Annotated in this window: 26 protein-coding genes; 10 read left to right on the plus strand and 16 right to left on the minus strand. The window is 59.9% G+C overall.

Annotation, left to right across the window (positions count from 1 at the left end; translation table 11 throughout):
- The first annotated feature begins 392 nt into the window (after positions 1-392).
- Positions 393-2156 carry an adenylate/guanylate cyclase domain-containing protein gene (locus BB934_RS07635; protein WP_099509096.1) on the plus strand — a complete coding sequence of 588 codons (1764 nt, stop codon included), beginning with the start codon at positions 393-395 and terminating at the stop codon, positions 2154-2156.
- A gap of 137 nt (positions 2157-2293) precedes the next feature.
- On the plus strand, positions 2294-2992 hold the full coding sequence (locus BB934_RS07640) for a gamma-glutamylcyclotransferase (protein ID WP_099509097.1): 699 nt from the start codon (positions 2294-2296) through the stop codon (positions 2990-2992).
- A 185-nt stretch (positions 2993-3177) separates the two neighbouring features.
- On the opposite strand, the gene BB934_RS07645 is transcribed toward BB934_RS07640, so the two are convergent.
- Together BB934_RS07645 and BB934_RS07650 are read right to left on the minus strand one after the other, a co-directional pair.
- A complete protein-coding gene (locus BB934_RS07645; RefSeq protein ID WP_237050216.1) occupies positions 3178-4128 on the minus strand; it encodes a methyltransferase in 951 nt (316 codons plus the stop codon).
- Between the two features lie 80 nt (positions 4129-4208).
- Entirely contained in the window at positions 4209-4805 is a 597-nt protein-coding gene (locus BB934_RS07650; RefSeq protein WP_099509098.1) for a cupin domain-containing protein, read from the minus strand.
- Between the two features lie 283 nt (positions 4806-5088).
- Between BB934_RS07650 and BB934_RS07655 the strand changes: the two genes are divergently transcribed.
- The 4 genes from BB934_RS07655 (at position 5089) to BB934_RS07665 (ending at position 9465) form a co-directional block, all read left to right on the plus strand.
- Complete coding sequence (locus BB934_RS07655; RefSeq protein WP_099509099.1) at positions 5089-6861, plus strand: adenylate/guanylate cyclase domain-containing protein; 1773 nt, start codon at positions 5089-5091, stop codon at positions 6859-6861.
- A 202-nt stretch (positions 6862-7063) separates the two neighbouring features.
- Complete coding sequence (locus BB934_RS49005; protein ID WP_237050298.1) at positions 7064-7867, plus strand: adenylate/guanylate cyclase domain-containing protein; 804 nt, start codon at positions 7064-7066, stop codon at positions 7865-7867.
- A gap of 390 nt (positions 7868-8257) precedes the next feature.
- Positions 8258-8764, plus strand: coding sequence for a tetratricopeptide repeat protein (locus tag BB934_RS49010; RefSeq protein ID WP_237050217.1), 507 nt, complete (start codon positions 8258-8260; stop codon positions 8762-8764).
- A 62-nt stretch (positions 8765-8826) separates the two neighbouring features.
- A complete protein-coding gene (locus BB934_RS07665) occupies positions 8827-9465 on the plus strand; it encodes a site-2 protease family protein (protein ID WP_099509100.1) in 639 nt (212 codons plus the stop codon).
- 54 nt (positions 9466-9519) lie between these two features.
- Here BB934_RS07665 and istB read toward each other — a convergent pair whose 3' ends face one another.
- Positions 9520-10287 carry an IS21-like element helper ATPase IstB gene (gene istB, locus BB934_RS07670; RefSeq protein WP_099508287.1) on the minus strand — a complete coding sequence of 256 codons (768 nt, stop codon included), beginning with the start codon at positions 10285-10287 and terminating at the stop codon, positions 9520-9522.
- Positions 10284-11771 carry an IS21 family transposase gene (gene istA / locus BB934_RS07675; RefSeq protein WP_157933989.1) on the minus strand — a complete coding sequence of 496 codons (1488 nt, stop codon included), beginning with the start codon at positions 11769-11771 and terminating at the stop codon, positions 10284-10286. The genes istB and istA overlap by 4 nt, the downstream gene beginning before the upstream one ends.
- Positions 11772-12033: 262 nt before the next feature.
- On the opposite strand from istA, the gene BB934_RS07680 reads away from it, so the two are divergent.
- On the plus strand, positions 12034-13473 hold the full coding sequence (locus BB934_RS07680; RefSeq protein WP_099509101.1) for a pyridoxal phosphate-dependent decarboxylase family protein: 1440 nt from the start codon (positions 12034-12036) through the stop codon (positions 13471-13473).
- Positions 13474-13538: 65 nt separating this feature from the next.
- Here BB934_RS07680 and BB934_RS07685 read toward each other — a convergent pair whose 3' ends face one another.
- From BB934_RS07685 to BB934_RS07695, 3 genes are all read right to left on the minus strand, one after another.
- Positions 13539-14057, minus strand: coding sequence for a DUF6398 domain-containing protein (locus tag BB934_RS07685; RefSeq protein ID WP_210422139.1), 519 nt, complete (start codon positions 14055-14057; stop codon positions 13539-13541).
- Between the two features lie 156 nt (positions 14058-14213).
- A complete protein-coding gene (locus BB934_RS07690) occupies positions 14214-14678 on the minus strand; it encodes a plasmid pRiA4b ORF-3 family protein (protein ID WP_237050218.1) in 465 nt (154 codons plus the stop codon).
- A gap of 369 nt (positions 14679-15047) precedes the next feature.
- Positions 15048-15539: a DUF5662 family protein gene (locus tag BB934_RS07695; protein ID WP_099509102.1), complete on the minus strand. Its 492-nt coding sequence runs from the start codon at positions 15537-15539 to the stop codon at positions 15048-15050.
- Between the two features lie 563 nt (positions 15540-16102).
- On the opposite strand from BB934_RS07695, the gene BB934_RS07700 reads away from it, so the two are divergent.
- Positions 16103-16729 (plus strand): hypothetical protein, encoded by a 627-nt coding sequence (locus BB934_RS07700; RefSeq protein WP_157934077.1) that lies wholly within the window; start codon positions 16103-16105, stop codon positions 16727-16729.
- Positions 16729-16908, plus strand: a complete 180-nt coding sequence (locus BB934_RS07705) for a hypothetical protein (protein ID WP_099509104.1) — start codon at positions 16729-16731, stop codon at positions 16906-16908. The genes BB934_RS07700 and BB934_RS07705 overlap by 1 nt, the downstream gene beginning before the upstream one ends.
- Before the next feature lie 534 nt (positions 16909-17442).
- Here the strand turns inward: BB934_RS07705 and BB934_RS07710 are convergent.
- The 3 genes from BB934_RS07710 to BB934_RS46955 all read right to left on the minus strand — a co-directional run bounded on the left by BB934_RS07710 (position 17443) and on the right by BB934_RS46955 (position 19173).
- Positions 17443-17637, minus strand: a complete 195-nt coding sequence (locus BB934_RS07710; RefSeq protein ID WP_099509105.1) for a DUF6494 family protein — start codon at positions 17635-17637, stop codon at positions 17443-17445.
- Positions 17638-17874: 237 nt separating this feature from the next.
- On the minus strand, positions 17875-18285 hold the full coding sequence (locus BB934_RS07715) for a hypothetical protein (protein ID WP_099509106.1): 411 nt from the start codon (positions 18283-18285) through the stop codon (positions 17875-17877).
- Positions 18286-19005: 720 nt separating this feature from the next.
- Positions 19006-19173 (minus strand): hypothetical protein, encoded by a 168-nt coding sequence (locus tag BB934_RS46955; protein ID WP_157934078.1) that lies wholly within the window; start codon positions 19171-19173, stop codon positions 19006-19008.
- Between the two features lie 107 nt (positions 19174-19280).
- Here BB934_RS46955 and BB934_RS07725 point away from each other — a divergent pair, with 107 nt between their 5' ends.
- A complete protein-coding gene (locus tag BB934_RS07725; RefSeq protein WP_157934079.1) occupies positions 19281-19664 on the plus strand; it encodes a hypothetical protein in 384 nt (127 codons plus the stop codon).
- A 43-nt stretch (positions 19665-19707) separates the two neighbouring features.
- Here the strand turns inward: BB934_RS07725 and BB934_RS07730 are convergent, their stop codons facing one another.
- The 6 genes from BB934_RS07730 to BB934_RS07755 all read right to left on the minus strand — a co-directional run bounded on the left by BB934_RS07730 (position 19708) and on the right by BB934_RS07755 (position 26174).
- The gene (locus BB934_RS07730; protein ID WP_175608879.1) at positions 19708-19854 is read right to left on the minus strand and encodes a hypothetical protein; all 147 of its coding nucleotides are present in this window, start codon (positions 19852-19854) and stop codon (positions 19708-19710) included.
- Positions 19851-20360, minus strand: coding sequence for a DinB family protein (locus tag BB934_RS07735; RefSeq protein WP_099509109.1), 510 nt, complete (start codon positions 20358-20360; stop codon positions 19851-19853). The genes BB934_RS07730 and BB934_RS07735 overlap by 4 nt, the downstream gene beginning before the upstream one ends.
- A gap of 177 nt (positions 20361-20537) precedes the next feature.
- Complete coding sequence (locus BB934_RS07740) at positions 20538-22745, minus strand: FAD-dependent oxidoreductase (protein ID WP_099509110.1); 2208 nt, start codon at positions 22743-22745, stop codon at positions 20538-20540.
- A gap of 124 nt (positions 22746-22869) precedes the next feature.
- Positions 22870-24078 carry an acetyl-CoA C-acetyltransferase gene (locus BB934_RS07745; protein WP_099509111.1) on the minus strand — a complete coding sequence of 403 codons (1209 nt, stop codon included), beginning with the start codon at positions 24076-24078 and terminating at the stop codon, positions 22870-22872.
- Between the two features lie 12 nt (positions 24079-24090).
- The gene (locus tag BB934_RS07750; RefSeq protein ID WP_099509112.1) at positions 24091-24360 is read right to left on the minus strand and encodes a hypothetical protein; all 270 of its coding nucleotides are present in this window, start codon (positions 24358-24360) and stop codon (positions 24091-24093) included.
- Positions 24361-24380: 20 nt separating this feature from the next.
- Complete coding sequence (locus BB934_RS07755) at positions 24381-26174, minus strand: acyl-CoA dehydrogenase C-terminal domain-containing protein (protein ID WP_099509113.1); 1794 nt, start codon at positions 26172-26174, stop codon at positions 24381-24383.
- Positions 26175-26190: the final 16 nt, after the last annotated feature.

The raw sequence follows: 26190 nt of genomic DNA on the forward strand, positions 1-26190 counted from the left end.
TGCCGGTAGACCTACCCCCGAAGCCGAGTAGTGCCGTGATTGCTTCAGCAAATGGTGTTGTTGATCGTACCCTGAATTGGACAGCCGTTGTGGTCTGTATCGGCATGTGTTGGTGGGCTATCGAGCTTGGACTCTGGGAGACGATGGCAAGCCTTTTGAAATAACCTCCGGGTCCGGCAACGAGATTAGGGTTCCTCAGTGCGCCGAGCGCACTGGTTTTTTGAGCAGAGTTTAAATGGCTGACTCTCCCTGCCGCCCTCGAATTCTCCAGTAAGCCATCCTCGACCGCTCTATGCTTCCAACGAACCTTAGCTTTCAGATCTGATCGGTCGTCGGCTGGACAGGTCACTCGGCCCACATCAGAATCGGACCGGAAACGCATCGAGAGTGCCATGAGTCCCCAGGAGCACAAGGTCGAGCGGCGGCTGGCAGCCATCTTCGCGGCTGACGTGGTGGGCTCATCGCGCCTAATGGAAGAGGACGAGGAAGGCACGCTCTCGGCCATCCAAGCAATCCTGTCGGAGGTCATCGGGCCAGCCGCCGCACGGCATCATGGGCGCATCGTCAAGACTATGGGCGACGGAGCACTCCTGGAATTCGCCAGCCCGGTGGAAGCCGTCCTGTGCGCAGTGGAGGCTCAGGCCACAATGAGCGATAAGACCCAGCCCCGACCTTGGAATGATATCCAACTACGAATCGGCATTAACTTGGGTGACCTCATCATCGGCAACGATGGAGACATCCTTGGCGACAGTGTGAATGTGGCTGTTCGCCTCGAAGGCATCGCCGATCCTGGCGGCATTTGCGTATCGGGCAAGGTGTTCGACGAACTACAGGGTAAGCTCGGGCTTTCGTTCGAGGATCGAGGAGAACAGCGTCTGAAAAATATTGCCCGCCCTGTCCGAGTTTACGCATACCGTGGAACCGCCCCAGTATTGAAGACACCACCTGAGTTCTCCATACCCGGAAAGCCATTCATTGCGGTCCTGCCATTCACTAACTTGAGCGGCGATCCCGAGCAGGAGTATTTCGCGGACGGGATCACAGAGGACTTGATTGCTGCACTCTCCCGGTACCGGTGGCTTTTCGTCATCGCCCGCAACTCCGTCTTCACACTGAAGGGCCGGACCGTGGATATCAAGGAAGTCAGCCGCCGACTCGGCGTCCGTTACGTGCTGGAGGGCTCTGTTCGCAAAGCGGGCAATCGGGTGCGCATTACGACTCAGTTGGTCGAGGCGGTGACAAGCACCGATATCTGGGCCGGGCGCTTTGACCGTGACCTGACAGACATCTTCGCATTGCAGGATGAGATTACCGAGAGCGTGGTATCAGCCATCGAGCCCAGCTTGCGAACGGCTGAGATCGAGCGAGCCCGAGCGAAGGCGACGGACGACCTGGGCGCATATGACCTCTACCTTCGCGCTCTGCCCGATTTCTATGCCTTTACCGAACCGGGCTTTCGCCGGGCCGAGGCGCTCCTGAGGCAGGCTATTGAACGCGATCCCGGCTATGCCGAAGCCTGGGGTGCGCTCGCCGATTGCACAGGTCGGCTGGTGATCGGCGGGTGGACCAAAGACTGGGATGCGGACGCGGCCCGGAGCCGAGAGGCTGCTCTGCAAGCGGTTCAGTGCGATCCAAGTAACGGTCTGGTCCTCTCCGTCGCCGCATGGTCCCTGGTGTCACTCTCGGGAATGCTGGAGCAAGCCGTCACCTTTTGCGAGCAGGCTCTGGATCGTCAACCTAACTCGTCGAATGTCCTGACGAACTGCGGATGGGTGCTGGTGTACAACGATGAGTGCGAGCGTGCCCTGGCCTGCTTGGAGAATACGCAGCGGCTAAATCCGCTGGACCCGCGCGGTTACATCACCTTGAATGCGATGGGGGCTGCCCATTTCATGGAAAGGCGGTTCAAGGAGACGGAGCAGTTCACGCGGCGAGCCCTGGAGATCAACCCTGGACATCCTATCTCGCTTCGCTATTTGACGGCGGCGCTGGCGCAGATGGGGCGGCTGGCCGAGGCCACGGAAGTTAGGCGCTTGTTGCAGTCCACCCGCTGGGAAGCGATGCGCACACACTTGCACCGGTCATGCTATCGCAATCCCGAAAAGCGTGAACTCCTGTTCGAGGGGTTGCGAAAAGCCGGTCTACCAGTTTGACGCTCTCCTACTTCAACTCTTCCACAACTATCCGTGCCCAGCAAGCTATGGCCCGAACGGGCAGGAATGCTCTGGTCGGATTAAAGGTCAGACAGTGCTAAGCTCAGCCTGACACATCGCGGACCTGGAGATGGCTCATGAGGGCTCCCCGGCAGATGGCACTCACGCCTGACCTCGTGGCGCAAGTTCACCGGGTGCTCGAAGATCCTGGTCCCGACCCAAGGTGGACGTACCACGCCGACGAGGATTATGACGCTCTCGTGCAGAGCCTACTCGCCTCCCGTCCTGATGGACCGGACACGTGGCTCTTCGCCTACGGCTCCCTGATCTGGAAGCCTGAACTCGCTCATGTTGAAGTTCGGAAGGGCACGGCACGGGGCTGGCACCGCTCCTTTTGCTTCAGGATCGAGCGGTTCCGGGGCACCAAAGACCAGCCGGGGCTCATGATGTCCCTCGACCGAGGAGGTCAGTGTCAGGGCGTTGTCTTCAAGTTGCCCCCGGAGGATCTGGAAGCGCAGCTACAAAAGCTGGTCCGGCGCGAGATCACGGTAAAGCCACCCAACAATATTCCGCGCTGGATTATGGTTGAGACCGAGCAGGGATCGCTGCGGGCAATGGCCTTCGTGATGAACCGGCAGTCCCGGTTTTACGTCGGCAAACTCTCCCCAGAAGAGACAGCGGATATTCTGGCCAAGGCATGTGGCCATTGGGGCTCATGCGCTGAGTATCTTCACAACACCACCGCTCATCTCGCTGAGCACGGTATTCAGGATCGAAATCTCTGGCACTTACAGGCGCTTGTGGCCGAGAGGATCGCGAAGGCTCACTATGGCTGAGGTTGGTACTCTCAATCGTCGCAAGGCCCTCTGGCGCGATGGATTGCAGGCCGGGTAATCTGATATCAACCCTACGCTTCCGTTAGGGCATAGACCAAGCGGCTTGCGAGCGATCAGATTGGACCAGCCTCGATGATTGACACTGCCGATACGGTCGGAATGACTTGGCGCAGCGAGAACCCGGACTACTCAAGCAAGTCGCGGAATTCAGCCTCCGTGCGGGCGCGGGCGTGACCAAACATGGCCATCATCTGGAGATCGATGAGGTAGCTGGTTGGCCGACCACGAGCGGGATCAGGTTCAAGGATCTCCTCGCCTATGAGCAGTCGCGCGTGCGGAGCCATTGCTGCGTGGCAGGTCTGTAGGATACGCACGCAGTCCTCGTCGGACCAATTGTGCACAACCCTGATCAGCATGTAGAGGTCGGCCCCGCTTGGAACCCGATCCAGAAAGTTGCCGCCTTGGACGGCGATCCGTCCCTCCATTCGGTCCTCGGGCTTGATTGCCCCAACGACATCCTCGCGATCCAGGACCAGCCCACGCGTCCCCGGAAAGCGGGTGAGGATGTGGCGAAGGGCTGCGCCATTCCCGCCACCGACATCGACAATCAGCCCAGCCGCCGAAAAGTTGTAGGCTGCTGCGATAGCGGCATGGCGGTTATCGGGATAGTTCGCCATCATCTCGTCGAAGATGCGAGCTTCATCTGGGTGCTGGCGCAGGTAGTCGTAGCGCCCCATGTTCCACGCCGCCTCGTGAGGGATGCCGCCAGTCATGGCGACATCCAGCTTGGCCCACGCCCCCCAGGAACCCGGCCCGGTCCAGAATCGAGCAGCATGATGCAGGCTGTTCTGCATATCCGTCCGCAGGAGGCGCGAGCGCGGTGTATGTGCTACGCGGCCATCGGGAGTGAGTTGGAAGATCTGGACAGCGGCGAGCGCCCGCAGGACGCGCAGCAAGGGTTCAGGCAGGACGGCACAGGTGGCCGCAAGATCATTGACCGTAACCTGATCGTCTATCGGGATCTTGTCGGCAACCCGAAGGTCAGCCACAAGCCGGAGTATTCGCGAGATCTTGAAGCCGTGCAGGAGCAGATCGAGTTCTTCACGGTCTGCATCGGTTGGGAGTGTGTCCGTCATAGCCCACGCTCCTGGCAAACATCAGCATGAGTACGATAGTCGGCTGATCCCGACTCCACAATGAGCCTCAGACCGCAGGTTCAGGGCAACTGTGCCGGTGACGAAAACGGCTTGGTGGCGTCCACCACGAACAACGCCAACTCGCGCAAGTCTCCTGAGCCGCTGTTCGACACCACCATCGGCGTGCCCCCGCCATGGCCTACCATATTCTGTCCAGCCGCGACCCGCGCCACACCGTGCGGTGTCTTTTGGGACAACTCACCCTTGAGGACGTAGAACGCCTCCGAACCGGGGTGTGTATGAGCGGCGGTAGCGCTGCCTTCAGGACCACCCGCTTCATTGACCCGAAGTAGATATTCCGTTGCCTCGATCCGAGGGATTGGACCAATCTCGGCGACCTTCTTGCCATCCTTGGTCCTGTCGCCCGCGCGAGCAAGCCTGAAGAGCCAAACCTTGCTGTCGTAGTCCGCGACTAAGCCATAAGGACCAGCAGCCGCCTGCGCCTGCTCCTTGGTGTCGAAATTTTCGATCTGCCAGAACAGATCGCCGCTTGGTAACTCTGCTACTTTTTTCTCGATCAGTGATTTGACGAAGAAGGATTGTTGCTGCGCCATGGCCAGTGAGGGCAAGATGAACAGTCCTGAAACAAATACTTTGATAAGGATTTTTCTCATCATACAACCTCCAGCATTAGTCCTGATTAGTCCTGCTTTGGTACGAGCTTACCGACCGCTGGCTGGTGCTCGTGGGACGAAGTTGTACGCAGTGGCTGTGTCGCATTGGACAGCAGCGATACTGCTTTCAGAATGCGCTCTTCAGGCCCAAAATTCCAGATGAAACAAGGGGGTGAGCCATGCCGAAACAACCCCGCCTCGAAGCTCAACTACCGAATTGTAAGGCTGTCTGGACACCTAACTTGACCGGGAGCAGAATTCTCTTTGGAACTGCGCCGAGGCTCCCATGAGCCCCCAGGAGCATAAGGTCGAGCGACGACTGGCGGCAATCTTCGCTGCCGACGTGGCTGGTTACTCGCGCCTGATGAGCCTGGATGAGGTCGGAACGCTCCGTACCCTGACAGCCCACCGTCAAATCATGGACCGTCTTATTGCAGACCACCGAGGACGGATCGCGAACACCGCTGGTGATAGTGTCTTGGCCGAGTTCCCCAGCGCCGTGGATGCCGTCCAGTGTGCTGTAGACGTACAGCACACACTTTCGCAGGCGAACCAGGACCTCCCCGAGGAACCTACCCTACGATTTCGGATTGGGGTGCACGTCGGCGATGTCATGGTGCGGAATGGTGACCTGCTTGGAGACGGCGTGAATATCGCCGCTCGACTGCAAAGCCTTGCTGATCCGGGTGGCATCTGTCTCTCAGAAGCTGCTTATGGGTACGTGCGAAAGAGCGTCCGACTGACCTTCAACGATCTCGGTGAGCAGCACGTCAAGAATATGGAGGAGACAATCCGAGCCTTTGCCATCACCTTGCAAAGCAATGCCTTGACCGCTCCGCGAACAACGCCCGAGTCCACGGTATCGCGGCTCTCGGAAAAACCCTCCATCGCTGTCTTGCCATTCGCCAACATGAGCGGTGACCCAGAACAGGAGTATTTCGCTGATGGGGTAGTTGAGGACATCACTACCGCCCTTTCACGCGTCAAGTGGATCTTCGTCATCGCCCGCAACTCCTCGTTCATCTACAAGGGAAAAGCCGTGGATGTGCAGACGGTTGGGCGCGAACTTGGGGTACGGTATGTGCTTGAAGGCTCGATCCGGAGGGCTGGGGATCGTATCCGCATCACTGGCCAGCTAATTGATGTGACGAGCGGAGCCCATCTGTGGGCTAATCGGTTTGATGGCAGCATGGAGAACATCTTCGATTTCCAGGACCAGATCACTGAAAGTGTGATTGGAGCTATCGAGCCAAGCCTTCGCCGAGCCGAGATCGAGCGGGCACGGCGCAAACGCCCAAATAGCCTCGATGCTTATGATCTCTATCTCCGCTCCTTGCCCTACGCGTATGCGAATACGCCACAAGACGGCGAGGAGGCACTGCGTCTTCTGCTTGAGGCATTGGCGAGAGAGCCGGATTATCCTACTGCGCAGGCTCATGCCGCATGGTGCTACGAGCAGCGCTTCTTCCGGGGCGGTCATCGCTCCGAGGATAAGGCTGAGGCTGTGCGACATGCCCGTGCGGTAATGGCGTCGGCAACAGATGACGCCCTGGCGCTTGCTATAGCCGCCTTCGTTGTCGCCATGCTTACTCATGATTATGAGAGTGCCGTTGGAGCAGTGGACAGAGCGCTCCTTCTCAATGGCAATTCGGCTTTGGCACTTGGATTCAGTGCCATGACTGAAGCCAATGCCGGGCGGTATGAGGCGGCAATTGTGCATGGTCTGCGAGCGGTTCACCTGAGCCCGCTCGACCCGATGAACTACCATCCATATTTAGGGATGGGGTTTGCCTACCTGTTCAGTGGAAGGAACGAGGAGGCAGTGGTCGCGTCCAATCACGCTATCCAAGCGAATCCATCTTTTATGGTTTCCCATGCACTCCTCGTCGCAAGCTACGCGCAGCTTGGCCGTCTGGATGCCGCCAGGGTGGCGGCACAAAGGCTTCTCGAAGCCGCACCCAGCTTCACGGTCACTATGATGGAGCAGATGGAGTTCACCGCACCCGAGAGAGTGGCGCAGTTCGGAGCGGCCCTACGTCAGGCTGGTTTGCCGGACTGATGTATGTCATGGTTCCTTATCCGCGTTAGTATCTCTGTTACAATTTTCGCGATGTCTCAGATCCAGGCTGGACACATCAACCGGTCCACTTCAGAATCTCATCTGAGATTGCACCGGGGGTCCGATGGGTCCGCAGGAGCACAGGGTCGAGCGACGACTGGCTGCGATCTTCGCGGCTGACGTAGCGGGCTACTCGCGCCTGATGGGGCAGGATGAGGTTGGGACACTTCGCACACTCACTGCCTGTCGCGAGATTATGGACCGACTGATCGTCGAGCATGGCGGTCGCATCGCCAACACCGCAGGCGATAGTGTCCTGGCCGAGTTTCCCAGCGCTGTCGATGCTGTCCGCTCTGCCACCCAGATTCAGAGTGCTCTTGCGTCCGTTGATCAGAATCGGCCCACGGAGTGCCACCTGCAATTTCGTATCGGAATTCACGTCGGCGATGTGATGATCCGTGGCGGCGACTTGCTTGGAGACGGAGTGAACATTGCTGCACGGTTGGAGAGCCTTGCTGAGCCAGGAGGCATCTGCATTTCGGAGGCTGCATACGGGTATGTGCGAAAGGCTCTGCCATTTCCGTTTACAGATCTCGGCTCGCAGCAAGTGAAGAATATTGAGGAGTCGATCCGCGTCTATAGTGTTGGCCGGGTCGGTACTACCTCTGCCAGCTTCACGCCACCGAACTCTCCTGACGCTCCTCCCCTTCCTGATAAGCCGTCCATTGTGGTGCTGCCGTTCACAAACCTGAGCGAAGATCCGGATCAAAGTTTTCTGGCTGAAGGCATCGTGGACGAGGTTACCTCTGGCCTGTCGCGTTTTCGCTCTCTGTTCGTCATCGCGCGAAGTTCCACCCTCGCCTACAAGGAACGTGCTGCGGATGTGAAGCGGGTCAGCCGAGAACTTGGGGTCCGCTATGTGCTGGAAGGTACGATGCGGCGGGCGGGTGATCGGGTCAGGATTACAGCGCAACTCATCGACGGACAGAGTGGCAGCTATATATGATCGGACCACTACGACGGTGAGATCACGGATCTGTTCGACTTACAAGACCGGATCACCGAGCGCATTATCGGGGCCTTGCAGCCCACTATCCGCTCTTCCGAGATCGAGCGTGCTCGGCGCAAGAGACCGGGCAATCTCCATGCCTATGACTACGTTATGCGGGCTCTGCCGTCGATTTGGGCGGTGGAACGTGCGACGAATGAAGAAGCTCTCGGCCTGCTTGAGCAAGCGATGGCTCTTGATCCAAGTTATGCTCTACCCAAAGCGCTTGCTGCTTGGTGTCACGGACAGCGGGTGCCATTCCTATGGACGAACCATCCGGAAGAGGAGCGTTCGGCGGCTCTCAGGCTGGCGAAGGAAGCCGCTCGTCTCGACAGCGATGATCCGCTCGTGCTGACGATCCTCGCGTCGGCTCATGCGGTCGGGAGAGAGTTTACTGAGGCGGTCCCGCTCATTGACAGGGCTGTGCAGCTTGATCCGAACTCAGCCTGGGCATGGCATCACAGCGGCTGGATCAGAAACTTTCTCAACCAGCCGGATCTTGCCATCGAGCATTTCCAGCGCTCGATCCGCATTAGCCCGCTCGATCCATACAACTTCGATGCTGCCATTGGAATTGGCATCGCCCACTTTCATGCCGAGCGCTTCGCAGAGTCCGCGTCTTGGGTGCGCCAAGGGATTGCCGAGAAGCCGAGTGCGACGTGGGCATGGCGGATTGTTGCGGCAGCATACGCCAATCTGGGAAGATTGGATGAGGCACGGGAGGCGCTCACCCGTCTTGTTCAGGCGCATCCGGGGATCACGATTGCGGCGATCAAACAAGCATCAATGCCCCCAAGCCCATCCTTTCAGCATGCCTTGTTTGACGGCCTACGCACGGCTGGTCTTCCAGAGTGACACCGATTAAATTCGCTTGCGCCGCCTAATCATCAACACGGCGCAACGATGAGGATTGCTGATTGGACTTTCCTGGCACCATCTACACGCCATCGACTTGGTTCGTCCCGATCCTCATCGCCATCACCTTCCACGAAGCGGCACATGCCTATGCCGCCTGGAAGCTTGGGGACGATACGGCCCACCGCCTGGGTCGTGTCACTTTCAACCCGATCAAGCATGTTGACCCGTTTGGGACAATCCTGCTTCCTGCCTTGCTCTTCCTGACCAATGCTCCCTTCCTATTTGGGTGGGCGAAGCCTGTCCCGGTGGCATTCGGGCGATTAGGCCATCCGCGCCGGGACATGGCCCTTGTTGCGCTGGCCGGGCCACTGACGAATTTGGCGCTCGCCTTCATATCGGCGGTTCTCCTTCGGACTGCACCGCTGCTGCCTGAGACGATTGCGCCGTGGCTCGTTCGTACCCTCTATCAGTCTATCCTGCTGAACCTGATCCTGGCGATCTTCAACATGCTGCCGATACCACCCCTGGATGGAGGCAGGGTTGTCACGAGTATTCTGCCCAATGTGCTGGCCAGACCGTTCGCCAAGTTGGAGCGTTATGGCTTTCTGATACTGCTGGGGATTGTGTCAACGGCGGTTCAAAAGTCGACCACGGGGCGGCGCAAAACTGGGCCAGTGGCGGGCGCGCTGACCACATAGCTGGCGCGTGCCATGGCGCATTGGCCCCCTGGGCCAATTGTCATCGGGTTGATTTCAGGACGATGTTTGCCGTTTGCGCGATCGGCTATGAGCAAGACGGTAGCTCTCGCCGTTCATCTCGAGGATGCTGACATGGTGGGTCAGTCGGTCGAGAAGTGCGCCCGTAAGGCGTTCTGAGCCAAGGGTCTCGGTCCATTCGTCAAAGGGCAGATTGCTGGTTATGAGGGTGGCGCCGCGTTCGTAGCGTCGCGAGATCAGCTCGAACAGCAGCTCCGCCCCGGTCTTCGAGAGGGGCACGAAGCCCAGTTCGTCGATGATCAGCAGCTTGTATCCGGCCATCTGCCTCTGGAGACGAAGCAGGCGGCGCTCGTCACGGGCCTCCATCATCTCGCTGACCAGGGCAGAGGCTGTGGTGAAGCCGACGGACAGTCCCCTTTGGCAGGCGGCCAGCCCGAGCCCCAGGGCGATATGGGTCTTGCCGGTGCCGGAGGGGCCGAGGGCAATGACATTCTCGCGCCGCTCGATCCACTCGCCACGCGCCAGCTCTAGGACCTGCATCTTGTTCAGTCTCGGGATGGCGGCGAAGTCGAAGCTGTCGAGGCTTTTGACGGCCGGGAACTTCGCGGTCTTGATGCGCCGCTCGACCATCCGCCGCTCGCGGTCGATCAGCTCCATCTCCACGAGCCGGGCCAAGAAGCGGACATGGTCAAGCCCCTCGGTGGCGCATTGGCGGGCCAGCTTCTGGTGCTCGCGCAGGAATGTGGGCAGTTTGAGCGCCTTGAGGTGGTGGGCGAGCAAAATCTCGGGAGCTTCAGCGCTCATGCGGCATCCTCCGAGATCAGGCACATATAGGCCGCCGCCGATGTCTTCTCGACCCTGGCTTTCGGCAGATAGGGGTAAACATCGAGGTCCAGCCGCGGCGGTCTGCGCTCCACCCGGCACAGGACCAGATGCTTGACCGCATCGAAGCCGATCGCCCCCATCTGCAGGGCCTGCTTCACCGCAGCATGGAGATCCGGGAGATTGAAGAGTTCCAGCAGCCGCAGCACCTGCACATATTCGCGCCGGCCCTGCTTGTTCATGCGGACTTCCATCAAGCCGCGCAAGGTCGCGAACTCCTCGGGCAGGTCCCATCCCTGCAAAGGAGCGGCCTGATCGAGTGCGTTGATCTTGTTCTCGATCAACGGGAGGTAATGTAGCGGATTAAAGATCACCTCTTCCCGCTCGTAGCTGCGGGGATGGCGCGCAATGACCTCGCTGCGGCAGCCGATCACCACCTCGTCGACATAGCCCCGGATCCAGACATCCTGATGGCCCCAGGCCACGGGCACCGAGTAGTCGTTGGTCTTGTAGCGCACGAGCGACTGCGATGAGACGCGCCCGCTGGCCTGATCGCAGGCCTCAAATGGCGAGGCCGGCAGGGGACGCATGGCCGCGGTATCCCGCTGCAGGCGCTGGCCGATCGTCTCGGCCGGCCCCCGCAGCTTGTCATCCTGCCGCTTGCGGCATTGCCCCTCCAGCCAGGTGTTGAAGGTCTCCCAGCTCGGGAAGTTCGGGATTGGCACCATGAAGTTGCGACGGGAATAACCGACGAGGCCCTCCACATTCCCTTTGTCGTTCCCCTTGCCCGGACGACCGTAGCGATCCCGGATCACGTAGTGCGACAGGAAACCACTGAACAACGCCGCCCGCTTGCGCGTCCCGTCCGGCAGGATCTTTGCCACCAGGCAGCGGTCATTGTCATAGAGCACCGACTGCGGCACCGCACCGAAGAAGGCAAAGGCCTGGATGTGGCCGTCCACCCAGGCCTCAGACACAGCCGCGGGATAGGCCCGGACGAAACACGCATCGCTGTGCGGAAGATCAAGCACGAAGAAATGCGCTTTCTGCTCCACCCCGCCGATCACGACCACCGCCTCCCCGAAGTCGGCCTGCGCATGGCCGGGTGGGTGCGACAGCGGCACAAACATCTCCTGGCATCGCCGCTCGCGCTCGCGGATGTAGTCTTTGATCGTCGTATAGCCGCCGGTGAACCCATGCTCCTCCCGGAGCCGGTCAAACACCCGCTTCGCCGTATGGCGTTGCTTGCGGTGAACCGACCGATCGCCCTCCAGCCAGGCATCGATGATCGGGACGAACGTTTCCAGCTTCGGGCGCCGGACAGGAGCATGACGCCGATAGCCGGGCGGCTCCGCATAGGCCATCATCTTGCGAACGCTGTCGCGCGATATGTTGAAATGCTTCGCCGCCTCGCGCTGGCTCATGCCTTCAGAGCACGCCAGCCGAACCTTCCGGTAAAGTTCCACGGTGAAAATCCCCCAGCCCTCCCTGCAACCGGCAGAAAGGGAATAGGTGGACGACTTTTACGCCGCCCGCAGCGGGTCTATCCCGCCGCTACCGTGGTCAAATTTTGCACCGCCGTTCTCACAAGGCCGTGAACCACCTGAGCCCAGACGCACAATGCCCATCCCTGATGCTATTCCAGTATGATGTGCGTTAGCGCAGTCGAGCTTTCGACGTACCATTAGCAGCATCAACAGTTAGTCCGGTGGCACAGGAGGACGACTTATGAGCAGCGCAAGCCTTGAAGCAGCTAGCCTCTTCGAAAAGGTCGCCACCTATGCGACGACATTCCGGACCTCAGTTGGAGACCACCCACAACACCCTGAGGCAACCTACCAAGAGGCGCTGCAAGCGTTCGAGGACCCCACGCCTGAGAGCGGCACCCCTGCGGATCTCGTCCTTTCTGACCTCGTGACCCGAGCCTCTCCGGGGCTGAATGCAATGACCGGCCCCCGCTTCTATGGCTGGGTGATCGGTGCTTCACATCCGGTTGGAGTCGCGGCTGACTGGCTGACTTCGGTCTGGGGGCAGAACGCTGGAAACCACGTGGCGGCACCTGCGGCTTCGGCTGCCGAAACGATTGCAGCCCGCTGGTTACTGGACCTGCTCGGTCTGCCGCGACAAGCGTCTGTGGGTTTCGTGACCGGAGCGACAGTCGCGAACTTCGTTTGCCTCGCCGCCGCACGGGGTGAGGTTCTCAGGCGGGTCGGCTGGGATGTGGAAGCCCATGGCCTCTTCGGGGCTCCACCGATTTCTGTCCTGCTCGGCGAAGAAGCTCACGCCACGGTTTCCTCGGCCTTGCAGTTCCTGGGGCTCGGTCACGACCGTGCAATCCGCGTGAAGGCGGACGAGGCCGGACGGATGATACCATCAGCCCTTGCTGAGGCCATCCGAACCTGTATCGGACCCGTCATCGTGATCATGCAGGCTGGACAGGTGAACACAGGAGCCCTCGATCCCTTCCCTGACCTGATCCCATTAGCCCGAGCCCACGGAGCTTGGATTCACGTGGACGGAGCTTTCGGGCTCTGGGCTCGCGCCTGTCCAGAAAAGGCGGGCCTTGCGGGGTCCGTGGAAGACGCTGACTCCTGGGCCACAGACGGTCACAAGTGGCTTCAGACACCCTATGACTGCGGCTATGCCATCGTCCGGGATGCGGAAGCTCACCGCAGAGCAATGACGATTTCCGCCAGCTATCTACCTCCCATTTCTGAGGGTGAGCGTGACCCGTCCCACTTCGTTCCTGAGCTATCCCGGCGAGCGCGAGGGTTTGCGACCTGGGCGATGATCAAACACCTTGGACGCGAGGGCATCGCAGCCATGGTGGAGCGCCACTGCCGTCTTGCCCAGCGCATTGCTGATGGTCTTGCCTCTGAGCCGGGCCTAAGCGTGGTGAACGAGGTCGTGCTCAATCAGATCATCGTTCGCTTTGGTACGGACGCCTCGCCTGAGATCGGTGACGACCTGACTCTTCGAACAGTTCGGCGTATTCAGGCAGACGGCACATGCTTCATGGGTGGAGCCCAGTGGCGAGGCCAGTGGGTAATGCGGATCTCAGTGATTTCGGCTCCAACCACTGAAGAGGATTCTGATCAAACAATTGAAGCCGTCCTCCGCGCATGGCGTGCCGTGCAGGAGGAACGCGAGGTTCAGAAAACTGTTTGAGGATCTCCCTCATCCTTATAGATCCGAGGCATCGGCCAGTTATTTGCTACCCGACTCGATGGACTTCATTCACGGTCGGCAGGGATGTACGGGATCATGCCCTTTTCGAAGGCGATTTCCTGAACCTCACGCGGCATGTCCCGTAGATCCACAAGTATGCCATTCACTTCGGCCATCCAAACCAGCGGATTCTTCTCTATCAGGCTTGGCAACGACCACTCCGGATTGAGCGGACTGATTTTGAGTGCCCGTGAAATGGCCTGCGCCTTCGCACTGGCTGTGCTCTGGCCGACGCCGAACCCGGCACACACATCGGCCATGGTCATGAACGGTTTGAAGGATCTGTCTGAGAGGTAGTTTGTCTGGCCAAGGGCATAGATGATGCCGCATGCCCAAGTGCGGGGCTGCCCTGACACGACAGGGCTTGGTCGCTTCCGGCATAAGGCTGCCGCCATGTCCCTCGCCAGTTGAAGGTATTCGTCATTCAGGTGCTCTCGGCAGAAGGTGTCCGTCAGGCCCGTGATGGTCTCATAGGTGGCCTGCATGCTCTTGGGCATGGACCGAGAATGGGTGAACTTCGTCATGTCAAACCATCACGTGCAACTGGATGTGGCGCTTCAAGATATGTACCCCCTTGCCTTTCGTCCTCGATCCTACGACTGGCAGCGAGCGGCTTGTCTCCAAATCCTCTTCAAACGATTTTGAGAGCGCCTTGAGATCTTGCGCCAACCCCAGAAGCCTTAGAGTTCGTCCTCATCGTCGTCATCCCAATTACCGTACTGCTCGGGAGCCTTGCCAACCTTTTTGAGCACCTTCGGGTAACGGGTCTTCGCCGCCTTTTGGCCCAGGCGGATGACCTCGACGACGAAGCGCCAGTCGTCGCCATAGTCGAACATGAACAGCATGATGTGGCCCACGTCTGGGAAGGCATCGACAATGCGGGACTTCTCCACGCTTTTGGCTTCGGTCGCCTCTCCCATATCGGCAAACAACTCGTACTTGGGCTGGGAACGCATTACGTCTTGGCCCGTGAGCTTCGAGTAAAATCCGAAGGCGTGATCGAACTCAAAGCCGAAGGCATGCACGATAGCTTCGGCCAGATTACTCAACGTTTTACGGCTTTCGACCTCGATCTCCCGGTAGATGGTCGGCTCGTCCTGGAGAGTGACCCGGACGATATGCGTGCCTGCTTCGGTCATGGCCATCTCCTCCCTGCTTGTCATCATAGCGGGTAAGCTTCGATTTGAACCCTGCCTTCCAATAGCCTCGGTACGCCCGCTCCGACTTCAAACCGTTCTCGCTCAAGCCCTGGCTTCTCGGTATCCCCGACCGTCTTTAAAAATTCGCACCCTGAGGACCGCTCAACTGGCTCTTCCAGCGCTTAACGGCGGTTCACGTATCTTGCGGGTGTGCACCCCCGTCAAAACACGCGGTGAACGTTCTTCGGTAGGAGAAAGTCACAGATTCTCCTCCTCAATCCATTTCACGACAGTTCGTCCAGCGTCCTAACTTAGACCCTTGTTCAACAGCAGGGTCTGCGATGTCGAGTGGCGGCCCGTCCATGGTGGAAAAAATCATTTGGAAGAGTCCTGCTTCGGCTGATCCGGATGCCGCCCAGGCCAGCGGGCAAGGGTGTTTGCAAGGATGGCAGCGAGTTGATCCTGAATGCCGAAAAGCTCGACGTTGTAGGCAAGCTTTATCCCATCCTGCGGGTTGCGCTTCGCTGCTGCCATCCAGTCACAGACCATCTCGACCAGATCGAATAGGTCCATGCCTGATATGCCTTGTGGGCCATAGTGCTCTGGGTGATGGGAATTGCAGCGGTAGTGATGGTCGAAAGTCGGTGCAAGACGCTCCAACACGCTGGCGTATTCGGGCGAGCCATAGGGGACGCCTCGCAGGAGTGGAATGGCTTCGTCGAAGGCGGGCTTTTCCGCTGGATCGAACTTGCTGGCGTCATGCACACGACCGCGCCTCAACATCTCGGTGAGAAAGGTATCTATGCAGGTACGGACCTCAAGGATGTGCTGCAAGATGTCGGCGCGGCTGTCGAAGGTCTCAGCCATGACGCTCCCCTCTCAATAGCGTGAAGCGCCAGCATAGTAGGTACCAGAAGCAGGTATCAAGCATCAGACTCTAACCAATAGCTGTCTTTCCGACGCTCCTGATCTCCCATGCTTTAGAATAGGGCACATTTCGCCTTGGCAATGTCAGATTTTCGTCCAGGCAATTAAGCCAGCCGGTATTGTCCCATCGTCTCATTCATAACTTCCACGACCGCCTACGACCATGCCGACATCGGTTTTCAAACGGTTTTGAACTCATGGGCGGTGGCTCATCCAGTCGCCAATGTATGCTCCATAGAATTGTTTTAATATTGCAGTGAAAATAGGCTGCTGGTATAAATAGTTCTATGTGAGAACGATGGGTGGAAGCATCGCACAGTAAGCTTTACCGGCGCAACTATTAGGCAGCCGGTCTTTAGTGGCCCCGTTCAGTACCTTCCACTACTGAGCGGGGCCAATTTTTTGAAAGTGATATTCTTCATATGAGTTTTGATCCTAACGACCCACAACTGCGGGCATTCATCACCAATGCCATTGCAGCCGCCCTGCAAGGGCAGGCCCAGATGTTCGCCCAGACCCAGGCAGCCCAAATCCCAGCACCGGCCCAGATCCCGGCCCAGTTCGAAACCGATACGTGTCCCGCCATCGACGATATCACGCTGTTGCAAGCCACCTTCTTCGATAACTGGCCGGATGGCGCGAAGGTGAAGAACTCCCATCGCTACAAGATGACCCTGGAAGTGTGGACCGACGACGCCGAAGACATTCGCCTGTCCGAATGGAGCTTCAAACGATCAGTCGTCCTGATCGAGTACTGGCAGATGGAAAGCCGTTTGACCAAGCTCCTGGCCCGTAAATCCATCAGCCAGGAATACCACGACGAACTGATGCAGGTCTGGAAGAATGCGCTTCCTCCCCTGAACTCACCGAAGCTCTTATGGTTCGGCCTGATCGGCGACAAGGGCACGATGGATGGCAAGAAGGGCACCAACTACTACGACCGCCAGTTCATCATGGTGGAGATGGAAAACGGGCATCCAAACTTCATGATCCTGTCGGTCAACGGGGAATTGCTGTCCCTTGAAGCCTTCGCCACGACGGACATGAAGGGCAATCCATTCAAAGCCCCGGTCAAATACCAGGGACGACTGGACCTCTGTGAATACCGCGACGCCTGGGGAACGACGTAATGCAGTTCAAATCTCATATCGAGAAATTCCGCAAATGCCGTAAGCGGACGGCGGATGGCACGCTCTACTACATCGCCGAAGGGTTCCTGTGCAGGTCACACCACACGTGGCGCATCTACGTCCAGGACCTCGCCGATTTCATACTGCTCAAATTCCTTGGTCCGGTAGTCATCGTGTAGTCACGGGGAACCGCATCTTGCATCGCAACAAAAACTCATAGTCTACGTAGACTACATAGACTCCGAAAGACTACATAGACTATGAGTTTTGCTGCGCACCCTATGAGTGACTACGTAACTACAACCCGGCTATGCCTCTTGTCTACAAGGGGACTACCCGGAAGTGTGCCCGGTAACGTCGTGGGCCTCGCTTCGCTCGTCCTCAACGAAAAGGTTAGTGTCGAAAGGCTGTTTCCCTCGTCGAGAGAAAAGTTGAGGTAAAAGGTGAGCCGGGGTGCCGCGTCTAACCGGAGCCCCACACAAGCTCCATGCACTCCGACACTTGGGCGAGTCCGGTAGCCGAAGGTCAGGGTGATTAATCTGCGGCCCCTCTTCAAACGGTTTTAGATCCTGCCCTACCCCTCTCCTGAGAGTTGCCCGCGAGCGTTTTCAAACGATTTTGGCCATGACATTCCAACCGGCACAGACGACGCCGGTCTTTGAGAACTCAACCATCGCATGGGAGGTCCGGTTAGAAGAGCGACATAGAACGCGTTACCGAAGTTCGATGGTCGTCTCGACCACATGCTCTAGCGTAGGCGCATCGGCTGAGGTCAGGGTCATGCGAAGCCGCAGGCTCGTCCCTTTTACGGCTCCCTCACGCACAATCCGCTCGATCTCTCGCTGCGATGTTACGCCGACTTCCTTGAGGAACTTGCGGACGGCCATGTTGAAGTGGTCTTCATCCATATCGACCTCCTACATCGAAGACTCAAAATATCACACTATTACACGAGTCTAAAGCGGTGTTACTGGCGACGGCAGCCTTGCCCTGAGAGTTCGTAAAGGCGTTTTCAAACGATTTCAGCAGGAGAGCATCGCAATAGGCGTAATGCCGGTGTTTCCATGCCTAAAAAGTGCAGGATCTGTACCCGAAAGCCGCCCTGTTCACGCGTGAATACATGAGGGATATGATGAGGACCGGCTTCACAGGGACGACTGATGGACAGGATTCTTAGAGACCTGAATCGTTTGAAGTGGATGGTAACAGCGAACACGGTTCTGCTGCTCGTGATCCTTTACCTCGTCTGATGTTTCGTCTCGTGTGAGCATTTCCCAGCCAACGCATACCCGCCCCAGACCGGGGAAGCTGACCCAGAGATGCGTGGTCCATTCGGGGTCGTGGCAGATCTCCGTGACCATTCCTTTCATATCGTTAGTCAGAAGGTGTTCGCGACCTTCGGTGTCCCAGATCGTATCAGGACCTTTGACGACGACCCGATCTCCAGAGCGAAATGGGAATTCTTCACGATCCCATTCGTGCCGGGTCTGCTCCTGGTAGTCGAGGCCATCCTTGCCCTGCCATGTCGGCGGATGCTTCAACTTCTTTGATTCCATGATCAGGCGCTCTCGTCATTCCAACGATCATACTCGATTTGGAGATTGGCCGGACCCAGATACAGCCCATGATCCCATGGTGCAGCCATGACGTATCCAAGTCGCCAATTATAGCTATCTATGTCCAGGTGCAGATTGATCCTGCCAAGACTTTTCTCAAATACCATCCACGACCAACGAAACCGTTTGAACCTGTCGTCTCCTGGGCACCACGTGAACCCCAGTGGCCCGAGATCCACCCCAAGTAGATCATCATCCCAATAGATGCCGAAGGCCCAGCAACGAAGGTCGAGCGCAAGCTGCGAAGACCGTCTTCGGATGAAATCCCACTGTGAAGACATCATGGGCCTCCAGATCGACGGATGGGCAGGATCACTCCCTCTCAAAAGTGATCTCCTGGTTCGTATGTGGCATGGTCCATGGGCAGCAGGATATCATTCATCGCAGATCCAAGCTCGCACGAACCGCTTCAAACAGTTCGACCTCACCCGACTCTCGCCTCCGAGAGTTCGTCGGGAGCGGCCTTGAACGTTTTCATGGCGTGACGCTGGTCATGGCTGCGGGTCGGACGGTCCACGTCCATTAGCCCTGGGCGAGATCTTGGAGATCATCCTCGATGCGCATGAGCACATCCATCTACTCGTTCGGTTTTGGTGACCTAAGCTGCCGGGAGAGGGGCTTAAAAACGGGAGCCATTGGACGGGATCTTGGACCTCACCCTCAATACGCCCTGAGCGCGTCCATCCATTCAGGCTTGAACGCCCGTCGCATGATCTCGTCGGCGCGACGGTCGATGTCATGCTCCGGCCAACCGCGATCCCGGAGCTTCAACTTGATCCGGCGCTCCCATTCACTGAGGGTTTGGATGCGGCGTTTGCCGAGGGTCATCGATCACTTTCGCTTATGATCCGCTTCCACGACGATCAACGGGGCTGCATGCCTGAAAGGCGGCTGCACCCTGGTTCCGGGGCATGTCGGCTGACCGAACCTTGAAGATGGGCAATTGGACCGTCGCGCCAACCCTGCGGCTCGATGCGGATGCACCCTCGTGGGAAGACGCCAAGGCCGTTGGACGTGCGGCCTACCGGGAAACCCTCCGACCCGTTGACGGGCTACTGAACCCTACCTTCGCCCAACAGGCCGCGTTCTTGCACTTGGCTGGCATCCGCACCCCCGGTACCGGACAAGACCACCGCAACCACGTCGTTCACGGGATGCTCAAGATGGCCGACGACTTATGGATGCCCAAACCTGCAATCTGCGACCTGGGTGGCGAGATCATCGAGATCGACGCCTTTGAGGCCCCTGCCCTCGTGGATCGCATCCTTGATGGATGGCCCAGCTTCCGTGGTGCGACGTTCGTCCCTCTGGCCAACTGACCTGGGAGACACAAAATCATGTTTATCTTGATTTTAGAACAACTTAGCTTTTCATGCCTTTCGCAAATGAGATATCGAGGTCGTGCGGCCAGACCCGGAAGGTCAGGCGCGATACGTCCCGCACCGGATCGAGCTTTGGCCGGAAGAACGCGGTGAGGATCAGGTGACGGACGCGCAGCCACAGGTTCATGCGAGACCCATTCCCGTCTGGCGCTGGAACAGGATGAGATCGACCGACGGCGCTTCGAGGCCGAAGCCGGTGAGCAGGCAATGGATCTGGCCGCGATGATGGGTCTGATGGTTGAAGAAATGGACCAGAGCCGGCGCCAGGGGCTGCTCGATCTCGGCCGGGTTCGTGATCGTCTTGTACCGGATGCGTCCCGCCAGATCGGCATCGGAAAGGCTGTCGATATAGCCGACGATCCGCTCGTCCTCCCTCGCGCGCGCCGCACGAAGCCCGGCAAGATCCTCGAACAGGATCGCATCGAGCCGGTTCGGCGCTTCGCCCGTCCCGGAGAAGCGCTTCAGCCAGATGCGATCGGTGACGAGAAGATGGTTCAGGGTGCCGTGCACCGACCTGAAGAACGCGCCGCGATCCGCGCGGTAATCCGCATCGGAGAGTTGCGCGGCCACATCGTAGACGCGCTCGTTGCACCACGCATTGTAGCCCGCCATCATGGCGAAGTGCGGTTTCATGGGAAGCCTTTCTCCCCTCCCCCTTGCGGGGAGGGGTAAGGGGTGGGGGTGGTTCGACTGGGTAGGCGAACAACCAATTTAGGGATTGTACTGCCCTCGCATCTCCACAATGCAATGAAGAGCTCTGACTTTACGACCCCCACCCTCAATCCCTCCCCGCAAGGGAGGGAAGTTCATTCACGCTGCCTTCTTCGCTCCGGCCCGTCCATAGAACGTCCCGCCGCTCGAGGCCATGTCGAGGAGGATCTTCGGCGGGGCGAAGCGGTCGCCGTGCTTGGCCCGAAGGCTCTGGCACAGGTCCACGAAGGTCTTCGCGCCCATGAAGTCGATGTAGGACAGCGCGCCGCCGGTATAGGGCGCGAAGCCGAAGCCGAGGATGGAGCCCACATCCGCCTCGCGCGGGTCGGTGATCACCCCCTCCTCGACGGTGCGCGCGGCTTCCAAGGCCTGCGTCACGAGCAGGCGCTGCTTCAGCTCCTGCATGTCGACGCGCTCGGGCTCTACTTGCTTCGTCTGAAGATCCTTCAGGCCCGGCCAGAGGCGCTTCTGCCCGCCTTCCGGATAATCGTAGAAGCCCTTGCGGTTCTTGCGGCCGAGCCGTCCCTCTTTCTCCACGAGCGTGGTGAGCAATTGCTCCTGCTCCGGTACGATTGAACCCTCGCCCAATTGCGCCTTCGTGGCGCGCAGGATCTTGAGTCCGAGATCGACACCGACCTCGTCGTTGAGCGAGAGCGGACCGACGGGCATGCCCGCCTGCTTGCCCGCCTGCTCGATCATCGCTGCCGGCAGGCCCTCGGCGAACATGAGATGGCCTTCGAGGATATAGGCGAGCACGCAGCGATTGGCGAAGAAGCCGCGCGAGTCGTTGACGACGATCGGCGTCTTCTTGATGAGGCGCACATAGTCGAGCGCAGTGGCAAGCGCCTTGTCGCCTGTCTCCTTGCCCATAATGATCTCGACCAGCATCATCTTCTCGACCGGCGAGAAGAAATGAATGCCGATGAACTGGTCGGGCTTCTTCGACTGTTGGGCTAACCCTGAGATCGGCAGGGTCGAGGTGTTGGAGGCGAAGATGCAATCCGGGCGGATCGCGGCCTCCACCTTCTGGATCACCTCGGCCTTCACCTTCGGATCCTCGAACACGGCCTCGATGACGAGGTCGCAATCCTTGAGATCGCCGTAATCGGCCGAGGGCGTGATGCGCGCGAGCAAAGCATCGCGGTCCGCCGTCTTGGCGCGCCCCTTCATGATCTGATCGGACATGAGCTTGTGCGAGTGGGCCTTGCCCTTTTCGGCCGCTTCCATGTCGCGGTCGATGAGCACCACCTCGACGCCCGCATTGGCGGTCACATAGGCGACGCTCGCGCCCATGAAGCCCGCGCCGACGATTCCGACCTTCTTCAGGTTCGTCGGCGGCACGTCCTTGGGACGGCGCGCGCCCTTGTTCAAATCCTGCATGGAGATGAAGAGCGTGCGGATCATCGCCGCCGCTTCCTTCGAGCGCAGGATCTTGGCGAACCAGCGCGACTCAACCTTGAGCGCCAGATCCATCGGCAGCTGCAGGCCCTGATAGACCGATTCCAGAATGGCGCGGATCGCCGGGTAGTTGTCCTGCGTCTCGCGGCGGTAGATCGCGTTGGCCGGCGGCCAGATCTGCATGCCGGCCGCGGAATAGACCTTGTTGGACGGCAGCTTGTAGCCCTTCTGGTCCCAGGGCGCGACGGCCGAGCCGCCGCCCTTGATCCAGTTCTTCGCCGCTTGCACAATCCCTTCCCGCGGCGCGACCGCATGAGCGAGGCCCATGTTGCGCGCCATCAAGGAACGGATCTGCTCGCCCTTGAACAGCATCTGCAGCGCATCACCCGTCTGCATGAGACGCGCCACGCGCTGCGTGCCGCCGGCGCCGGGGAAAAGCCCGACCTTCACCTCGGGCAGGCCGACGCGGGTGGAATCCTCATCCGACAGCACGCGGAAATGGCAGGCGAGCGCCAGCTCGAAGGCGCCGCCGAGGCAGACGCCGTGCACGGCCGCCGCGAACGGCTTGCCGCAGGTCTCGAGACGGCGATAGAGCAGCGAGAGCTTGCGCGTTTCGTCGAAGACGAACTGCATGGCAGCCTCTTCGCCCTTCTCCTTCGCGAGCCGCGCATGTTCCGCGCCGAGGCCCTGGAGCATGGTCAGATCCGCGCCGCCGGAGAATGCCTCCTTGCCGGAGGTGATGACGCAGCCCTTGATGGCCTCGTCGCCGGCGACCGTCTCGACGATCTGCGCCAGCTCACCCATCACCTCGGGCGTGATCACGTTCATGGAGCGGCCGGGCATGTCCCATGTGGCGACGGCAATGCCGTCGCCATCGATCTCGAAGCGGAAATTGGTGAAGTTCGTCATCCTGTCCTCCCGGGAGGGGTCCCGTCATCCCGGCCGCAGCGAAGCGAAGAGCCGGGATCGTCGTCCGAATTTCTGGTCTTACGATCCCGGATTCCGCTTCGCGGCCCCGGGATGACAGTGAAAATTAAACCCGCTCGATGATCGCGGCCGTGCCCATACCGGCGGCGACGCAGAGCGTGATCAGGGCCGTCTGCTTGTTGGTGCGTTCGAGCTCGTCGAGCACCGTGCCGAGGATCATGGCGCCGGTGGCGCCGAGCGGATGGCCCATGGCGATGGCGCCGCCATTCACGTTGACCTTCGCCGGATCGAGATCCATCGCCTGCATGTAGCGCAGCACCACGGACGAGAACGCCTCGTTGATCTCGAAGAGATCGATGTCGTCCTTCGTCATGCCGGCCTTGCGCAGCGCCAACTCCGACACGTCGATGGGGCCGGTGAGCATGAGCGCGAGATCGGAGCCGATGGAGGCGAAGCCCTTGAGCCGTGCGCGCGGCTTCATGCCCGCCTTCGTGCCGCCCTCCTTGTTGCCGACGAGAACGGCGGCGGCGCCATCGACGATGCCCGACGAGTTGCCCGCATGGTGGACGTGGTTGACGAATTCCACATCGGGATGCGCGGCTGTCGCCACCGCATCGAAACCGCCCATCTCGCCCATCTGCACGAAGGCGGCCTTGAGCTGGCCGAGAGACTGCATGTCGGTCTGCGGCCGCATATGCTCGTCTTTGGCAAGGATGGTCAGGCCGTTCACGTCCCTCACCGGCACGACGGACTTGGCAAAGCGCCCCTCGTCCCAGGCTTTCGCGGCGCGCTTCTGCGATTCGACGGCATAGGCATCCACGTCGTCGCGCGAAAAACCGTATTTCGTCGCGATCAGATCGGCCGAGATGCCCTGCGGCAGGAAGTAGGTGGGAATGGCGAGGCCCGGATCGACGGGCCATGCACCGCCTGAGGCGCCCATGCCGATGCGGCTCATGGATTCGACGCCGCCGCCGATGGCGATGTCCTTCATGCCCGACATCACCTGCGCGGCGGCAAGGTTCACCGCGTCGAGGCCGGAGGCGCAGAAGCGGTTGATCTGCACGCCCGGCACCTCCTTGCCGAAGCCGGCCTTCAGCGCCGCAGCGCGCGCGATGTCGCCGCCCGCCTCGCCGACCGGATCGACGCAGCCGAGCACCACGTCCTCGACCAGGATCGGATCGAGATCGTTGCGGCTGCGGATCGCATCGAGCGCCGTCACGGCGAGATCGACCGCGGGCACCTCGTGCAGCGAACCGTCCGGCTTGCCGCGTCCGCGCGGCGTGCGGACGGCGTCATAGATAAAGGCTTCAGCCATGGCAAATTCCTTCTAGCTGCGTTTCTTCATGCCTGAGCCCATTCCCTTTCCGGAGGGCTCGCCAGGCACCGGGGCCGGAGCCCCATATTCGGCGATGAACGTCCTGAAGACCGTATCGAGTTTCTCGCGATCGGCATATTCGTCGAGATGTTCGAGCAAGACGGTCAGCAGGTAGTTGTTCGACAACCAGTAGGTCTGGTGGAGAGCGCGAAGCCTTCCATAGGCTTCCTCAGTCGTCGCGACATTGAAGCGCTTTGGCAATGGAAGGCGCTTGGACGTCATCGGGCTCCCCTTTGCGATTGTCAGAACATCTCCGCCGGCAGCGCCATGGTCGTGTCGGCGCCCGCGGTGATGCGGGCCAGCCGCGTGCCGGTCTCGGGCATCAGGCGTTCCATGAAGAAGCGGGCCGTCAGCAGCTTGGCGTCCATCTTGTCCGCGCTGCCGTTGCCTTCGGCCTTCTTGCGTTGAGCGGCCTTTGCCATCTTCGCCCACATGTAGCCCATGACGACGAGGCCGAAGAGATGCATGTAGTCGGTGGCGCCGGCGCCGGCGTTGTCGGGCTTCACCATGGCGTTCTGCATGAACCACATGGTCGCCTGCTGCAGATGGCCGAGGCCCTGCTGCAGCGGCGCGATGTAGGCCCTCAGGTTCTCGTCGCCTGCGTTTTCCTGGCAGAAGGCGCCGACCTCGTTGAAGAAGGTCATGACGGCGCGCCCGCCATCCTTGCCGAGCTTGCGGCCGACGAGGTCCATGGCCTGGATGCCGTTGGCGCCCTCATAGATCTGCGTGATGCGGGCATCGCGCACGAACTGCGACATGCCCGATTCCTCGACATAGCCGTGGCCGCCGAACATCTGCTGCGCCTTCACGGCGTTGTCGAAGCCGAGATCGGTGAGCACGCCTTTCGCCACCGGCGTCATCAGGCCCATGTAATCCTCGGCGACCTGGCGCTGCGCCTCGTCGGAGGAGCGGTGCGCGATGTCGCTGTTGAGCCCCGTCCACACGATGAGCGCGCGGCCCGCCTCGTTGACCGCCTTGATGGAGAGAAGCGTGCGGCGCACATCCGGATGCACGATGATCGGATCGGCCGGCTTGTCGGGGAACTTCGCGCCGGTGAGCGACCTGCCCTGCAGGCGGTCCTTCGCGTAGGCCACCGCATTCTGATAAGCGACCTCGGATTGGGCGAGCCCCTGCACGCCGACTGCGAGGCGCGCCTCGTTCATCATCACGAACATGGCGTTGAGGCCGCGGTTTTCCTCGCCCACGAGCCAGCCCTTCGCACCATCGTAGTTCATGACGCAGGTGGCGTTGCCGTGAATGCCCATCTTGTGCTCGAGGGAGCCGCAGGCGACGCCGTTGCGATCGCCGAGCGAACCGTCTCCGTTGACGAGGAGCTTCGGCACCACGAAGAGCGAGATGCCCTTGGTGCCTTGAGGCGCACCCTCGATGCGGGCGAGCACCAGATGGACGATGTTCTCCGCCATGTCGTGCTCGCCGGCGGAGATGAAGATCTTGGTGCCGGAGATAGAATAGGAGCCGTCGCCGTTCGGCACCGCCTTGGTCTTGAGAAGACCCAGATCCGTGCCGCAATGGGGCTCGGTGAGGTTCATGGTGCCGGTCCATGCGCCCTCGATCATCTTCGGCAGATAGGTCTTCTTCTGCTCCTCGGTGCCATGCACGATGAGCGCAGCGATGGCGCCCTGCGTCAGGCCCGGATACATGCCGAGCGCCAGGTTCGCCGAGGAGACAAATTCCTGCATGATCGTGTTGAGAACCGAAGGCAGGCCCTGCCCGCCGAACTCCTCGGGCGCGGCTAGCCCCATCCAGCCGCCGGCGGAGTAAGCCTCGTAGGCCGCCTTGAAGCCCTTCGGTGTCGTCACCGATCCGTCCGGGCTGCGGGTGCAGCCCTCCTGGTCGCCTGAGAGGTTCAGGGGCGCGAACACCTCCTCGCACAGCTTGGCGCCTTCTTCGAGGATAGCCTCCACCGTGTCGGGTGTCGCATCGGCGAAGCCGGGGAGGTTGTTGTGACGCTCAATCGGAAACACGTCGTTCAACAGGAACATGACGTCTTCGACGGGGGCCTTGTAGACCGGCATTCGGACCTCTCCCAAA

This window comes from Microvirga ossetica (assembly GCF_002741015.1).
Taxonomy (GTDB): Bacteria; Pseudomonadota; Alphaproteobacteria; order Rhizobiales; family Beijerinckiaceae; genus Microvirga; species Microvirga ossetica.

Excerpts from the sequence above, each read along its gene's own strand:
- BB934_RS07680 (WP_099509101.1), top strand. The coding sequence starts at position 12,034 with ATGAGCAGCGCAAGCCTTGAAGCAGCTAGCCTCTTCGAAAAGGTCGCC.
- BB934_RS49005 (WP_237050298.1), top strand. The coding sequence starts at position 7,064 with ATGGGGCAGGATGAGGTTGGGACACTTCGCACACTCACTGCCTGTCGC.
- BB934_RS07705 (WP_099509104.1), top strand. The coding sequence starts at position 16,729 with ATGCAGTTCAAATCTCATATCGAGAAATTCCGCAAATGCCGTAAGCGG.
- BB934_RS07740 (WP_099509110.1), bottom strand. The coding sequence starts at position 22,745 with ATGACGAACTTCACCAATTTCCGCTTCGAGATCGATGGCGACGGCATT.
- BB934_RS07750 (WP_099509112.1), bottom strand. The coding sequence starts at position 24,360 with ATGACGTCCAAGCGCCTTCCATTGCCAAAGCGCTTCAATGTCGCGACG.
- BB934_RS46955 (WP_157934078.1), bottom strand. The coding sequence starts at position 19,173 with ATGACCCTCGGCAAACGCCGCATCCAAACCCTCAGTGAATGGGAGCGC.
- BB934_RS07745 (WP_099509111.1), bottom strand. The coding sequence starts at position 24,078 with ATGGCTGAAGCCTTTATCTATGACGCCGTCCGCACGCCGCGCGGACGC.
- BB934_RS07645 (WP_237050216.1), bottom strand. The coding sequence starts at position 4,128 with ATGACGGACACACTCCCAACCGATGCAGACCGTGAAGAACTCGATCTG.
- BB934_RS07690 (WP_237050218.1), bottom strand. The coding sequence starts at position 14,678 with ATGGCCATGACCGAAGCAGGCACGCATATCGTCCGGGTCACTCTCCAG.
- BB934_RS07695 (WP_099509102.1), bottom strand. The coding sequence starts at position 15,539 with ATGGCTGAGACCTTCGACAGCCGCGCCGACATCTTGCAGCACATCCTT.
- BB934_RS07685 (WP_210422139.1), bottom strand. The coding sequence starts at position 14,057 with ATGACGAAGTTCACCCATTCTCGGTCCATGCCCAAGAGCATGCAGGCC.
- istB (WP_099508287.1), bottom strand. The coding sequence starts at position 10,287 with ATGAGCGCTGAAGCTCCCGAGATTTTGCTCGCCCACCACCTCAAGGCG.
- BB934_RS07650 (WP_099509098.1), bottom strand. The coding sequence starts at position 4,805 with ATGATGAGAAAAATCCTTATCAAAGTATTTGTTTCAGGACTGTTCATC.
- BB934_RS07655 (WP_099509099.1), top strand. The coding sequence starts at position 5,089 with ATGAGCCCCCAGGAGCATAAGGTCGAGCGACGACTGGCGGCAATCTTC.
- BB934_RS07715 (WP_099509106.1), bottom strand. The coding sequence starts at position 18,285 with ATGGAATCAAAGAAGTTGAAGCATCCGCCGACATGGCAGGGCAAGGAT.
- BB934_RS07730 (WP_175608879.1), bottom strand. The coding sequence starts at position 19,854 with ATGAACCTGTGGCTGCGCGTCCGTCACCTGATCCTCACCGCGTTCTTC.
- BB934_RS07725 (WP_157934079.1), top strand. The coding sequence starts at position 19,281 with ATGGGCAATTGGACCGTCGCGCCAACCCTGCGGCTCGATGCGGATGCA.
- BB934_RS07735 (WP_099509109.1), bottom strand. The coding sequence starts at position 20,360 with ATGAAACCGCACTTCGCCATGATGGCGGGCTACAATGCGTGGTGCAAC.
- BB934_RS07755 (WP_099509113.1), bottom strand. The coding sequence starts at position 26,174 with ATGCCGGTCTACAAGGCCCCCGTCGAAGACGTCATGTTCCTGTTGAAC.
- BB934_RS07710 (WP_099509105.1), bottom strand. The coding sequence starts at position 17,637 with ATGGATGAAGACCACTTCAACATGGCCGTCCGCAAGTTCCTCAAGGAA.
- BB934_RS07640 (WP_099509097.1), top strand. The coding sequence starts at position 2,294 with ATGAGGGCTCCCCGGCAGATGGCACTCACGCCTGACCTCGTGGCGCAA.
- BB934_RS07700 (WP_157934077.1), top strand. The coding sequence starts at position 16,103 with ATGTTCGCCCAGACCCAGGCAGCCCAAATCCCAGCACCGGCCCAGATC.
- BB934_RS07635 (WP_099509096.1), top strand. The coding sequence starts at position 393 with ATGAGTCCCCAGGAGCACAAGGTCGAGCGGCGGCTGGCAGCCATCTTC.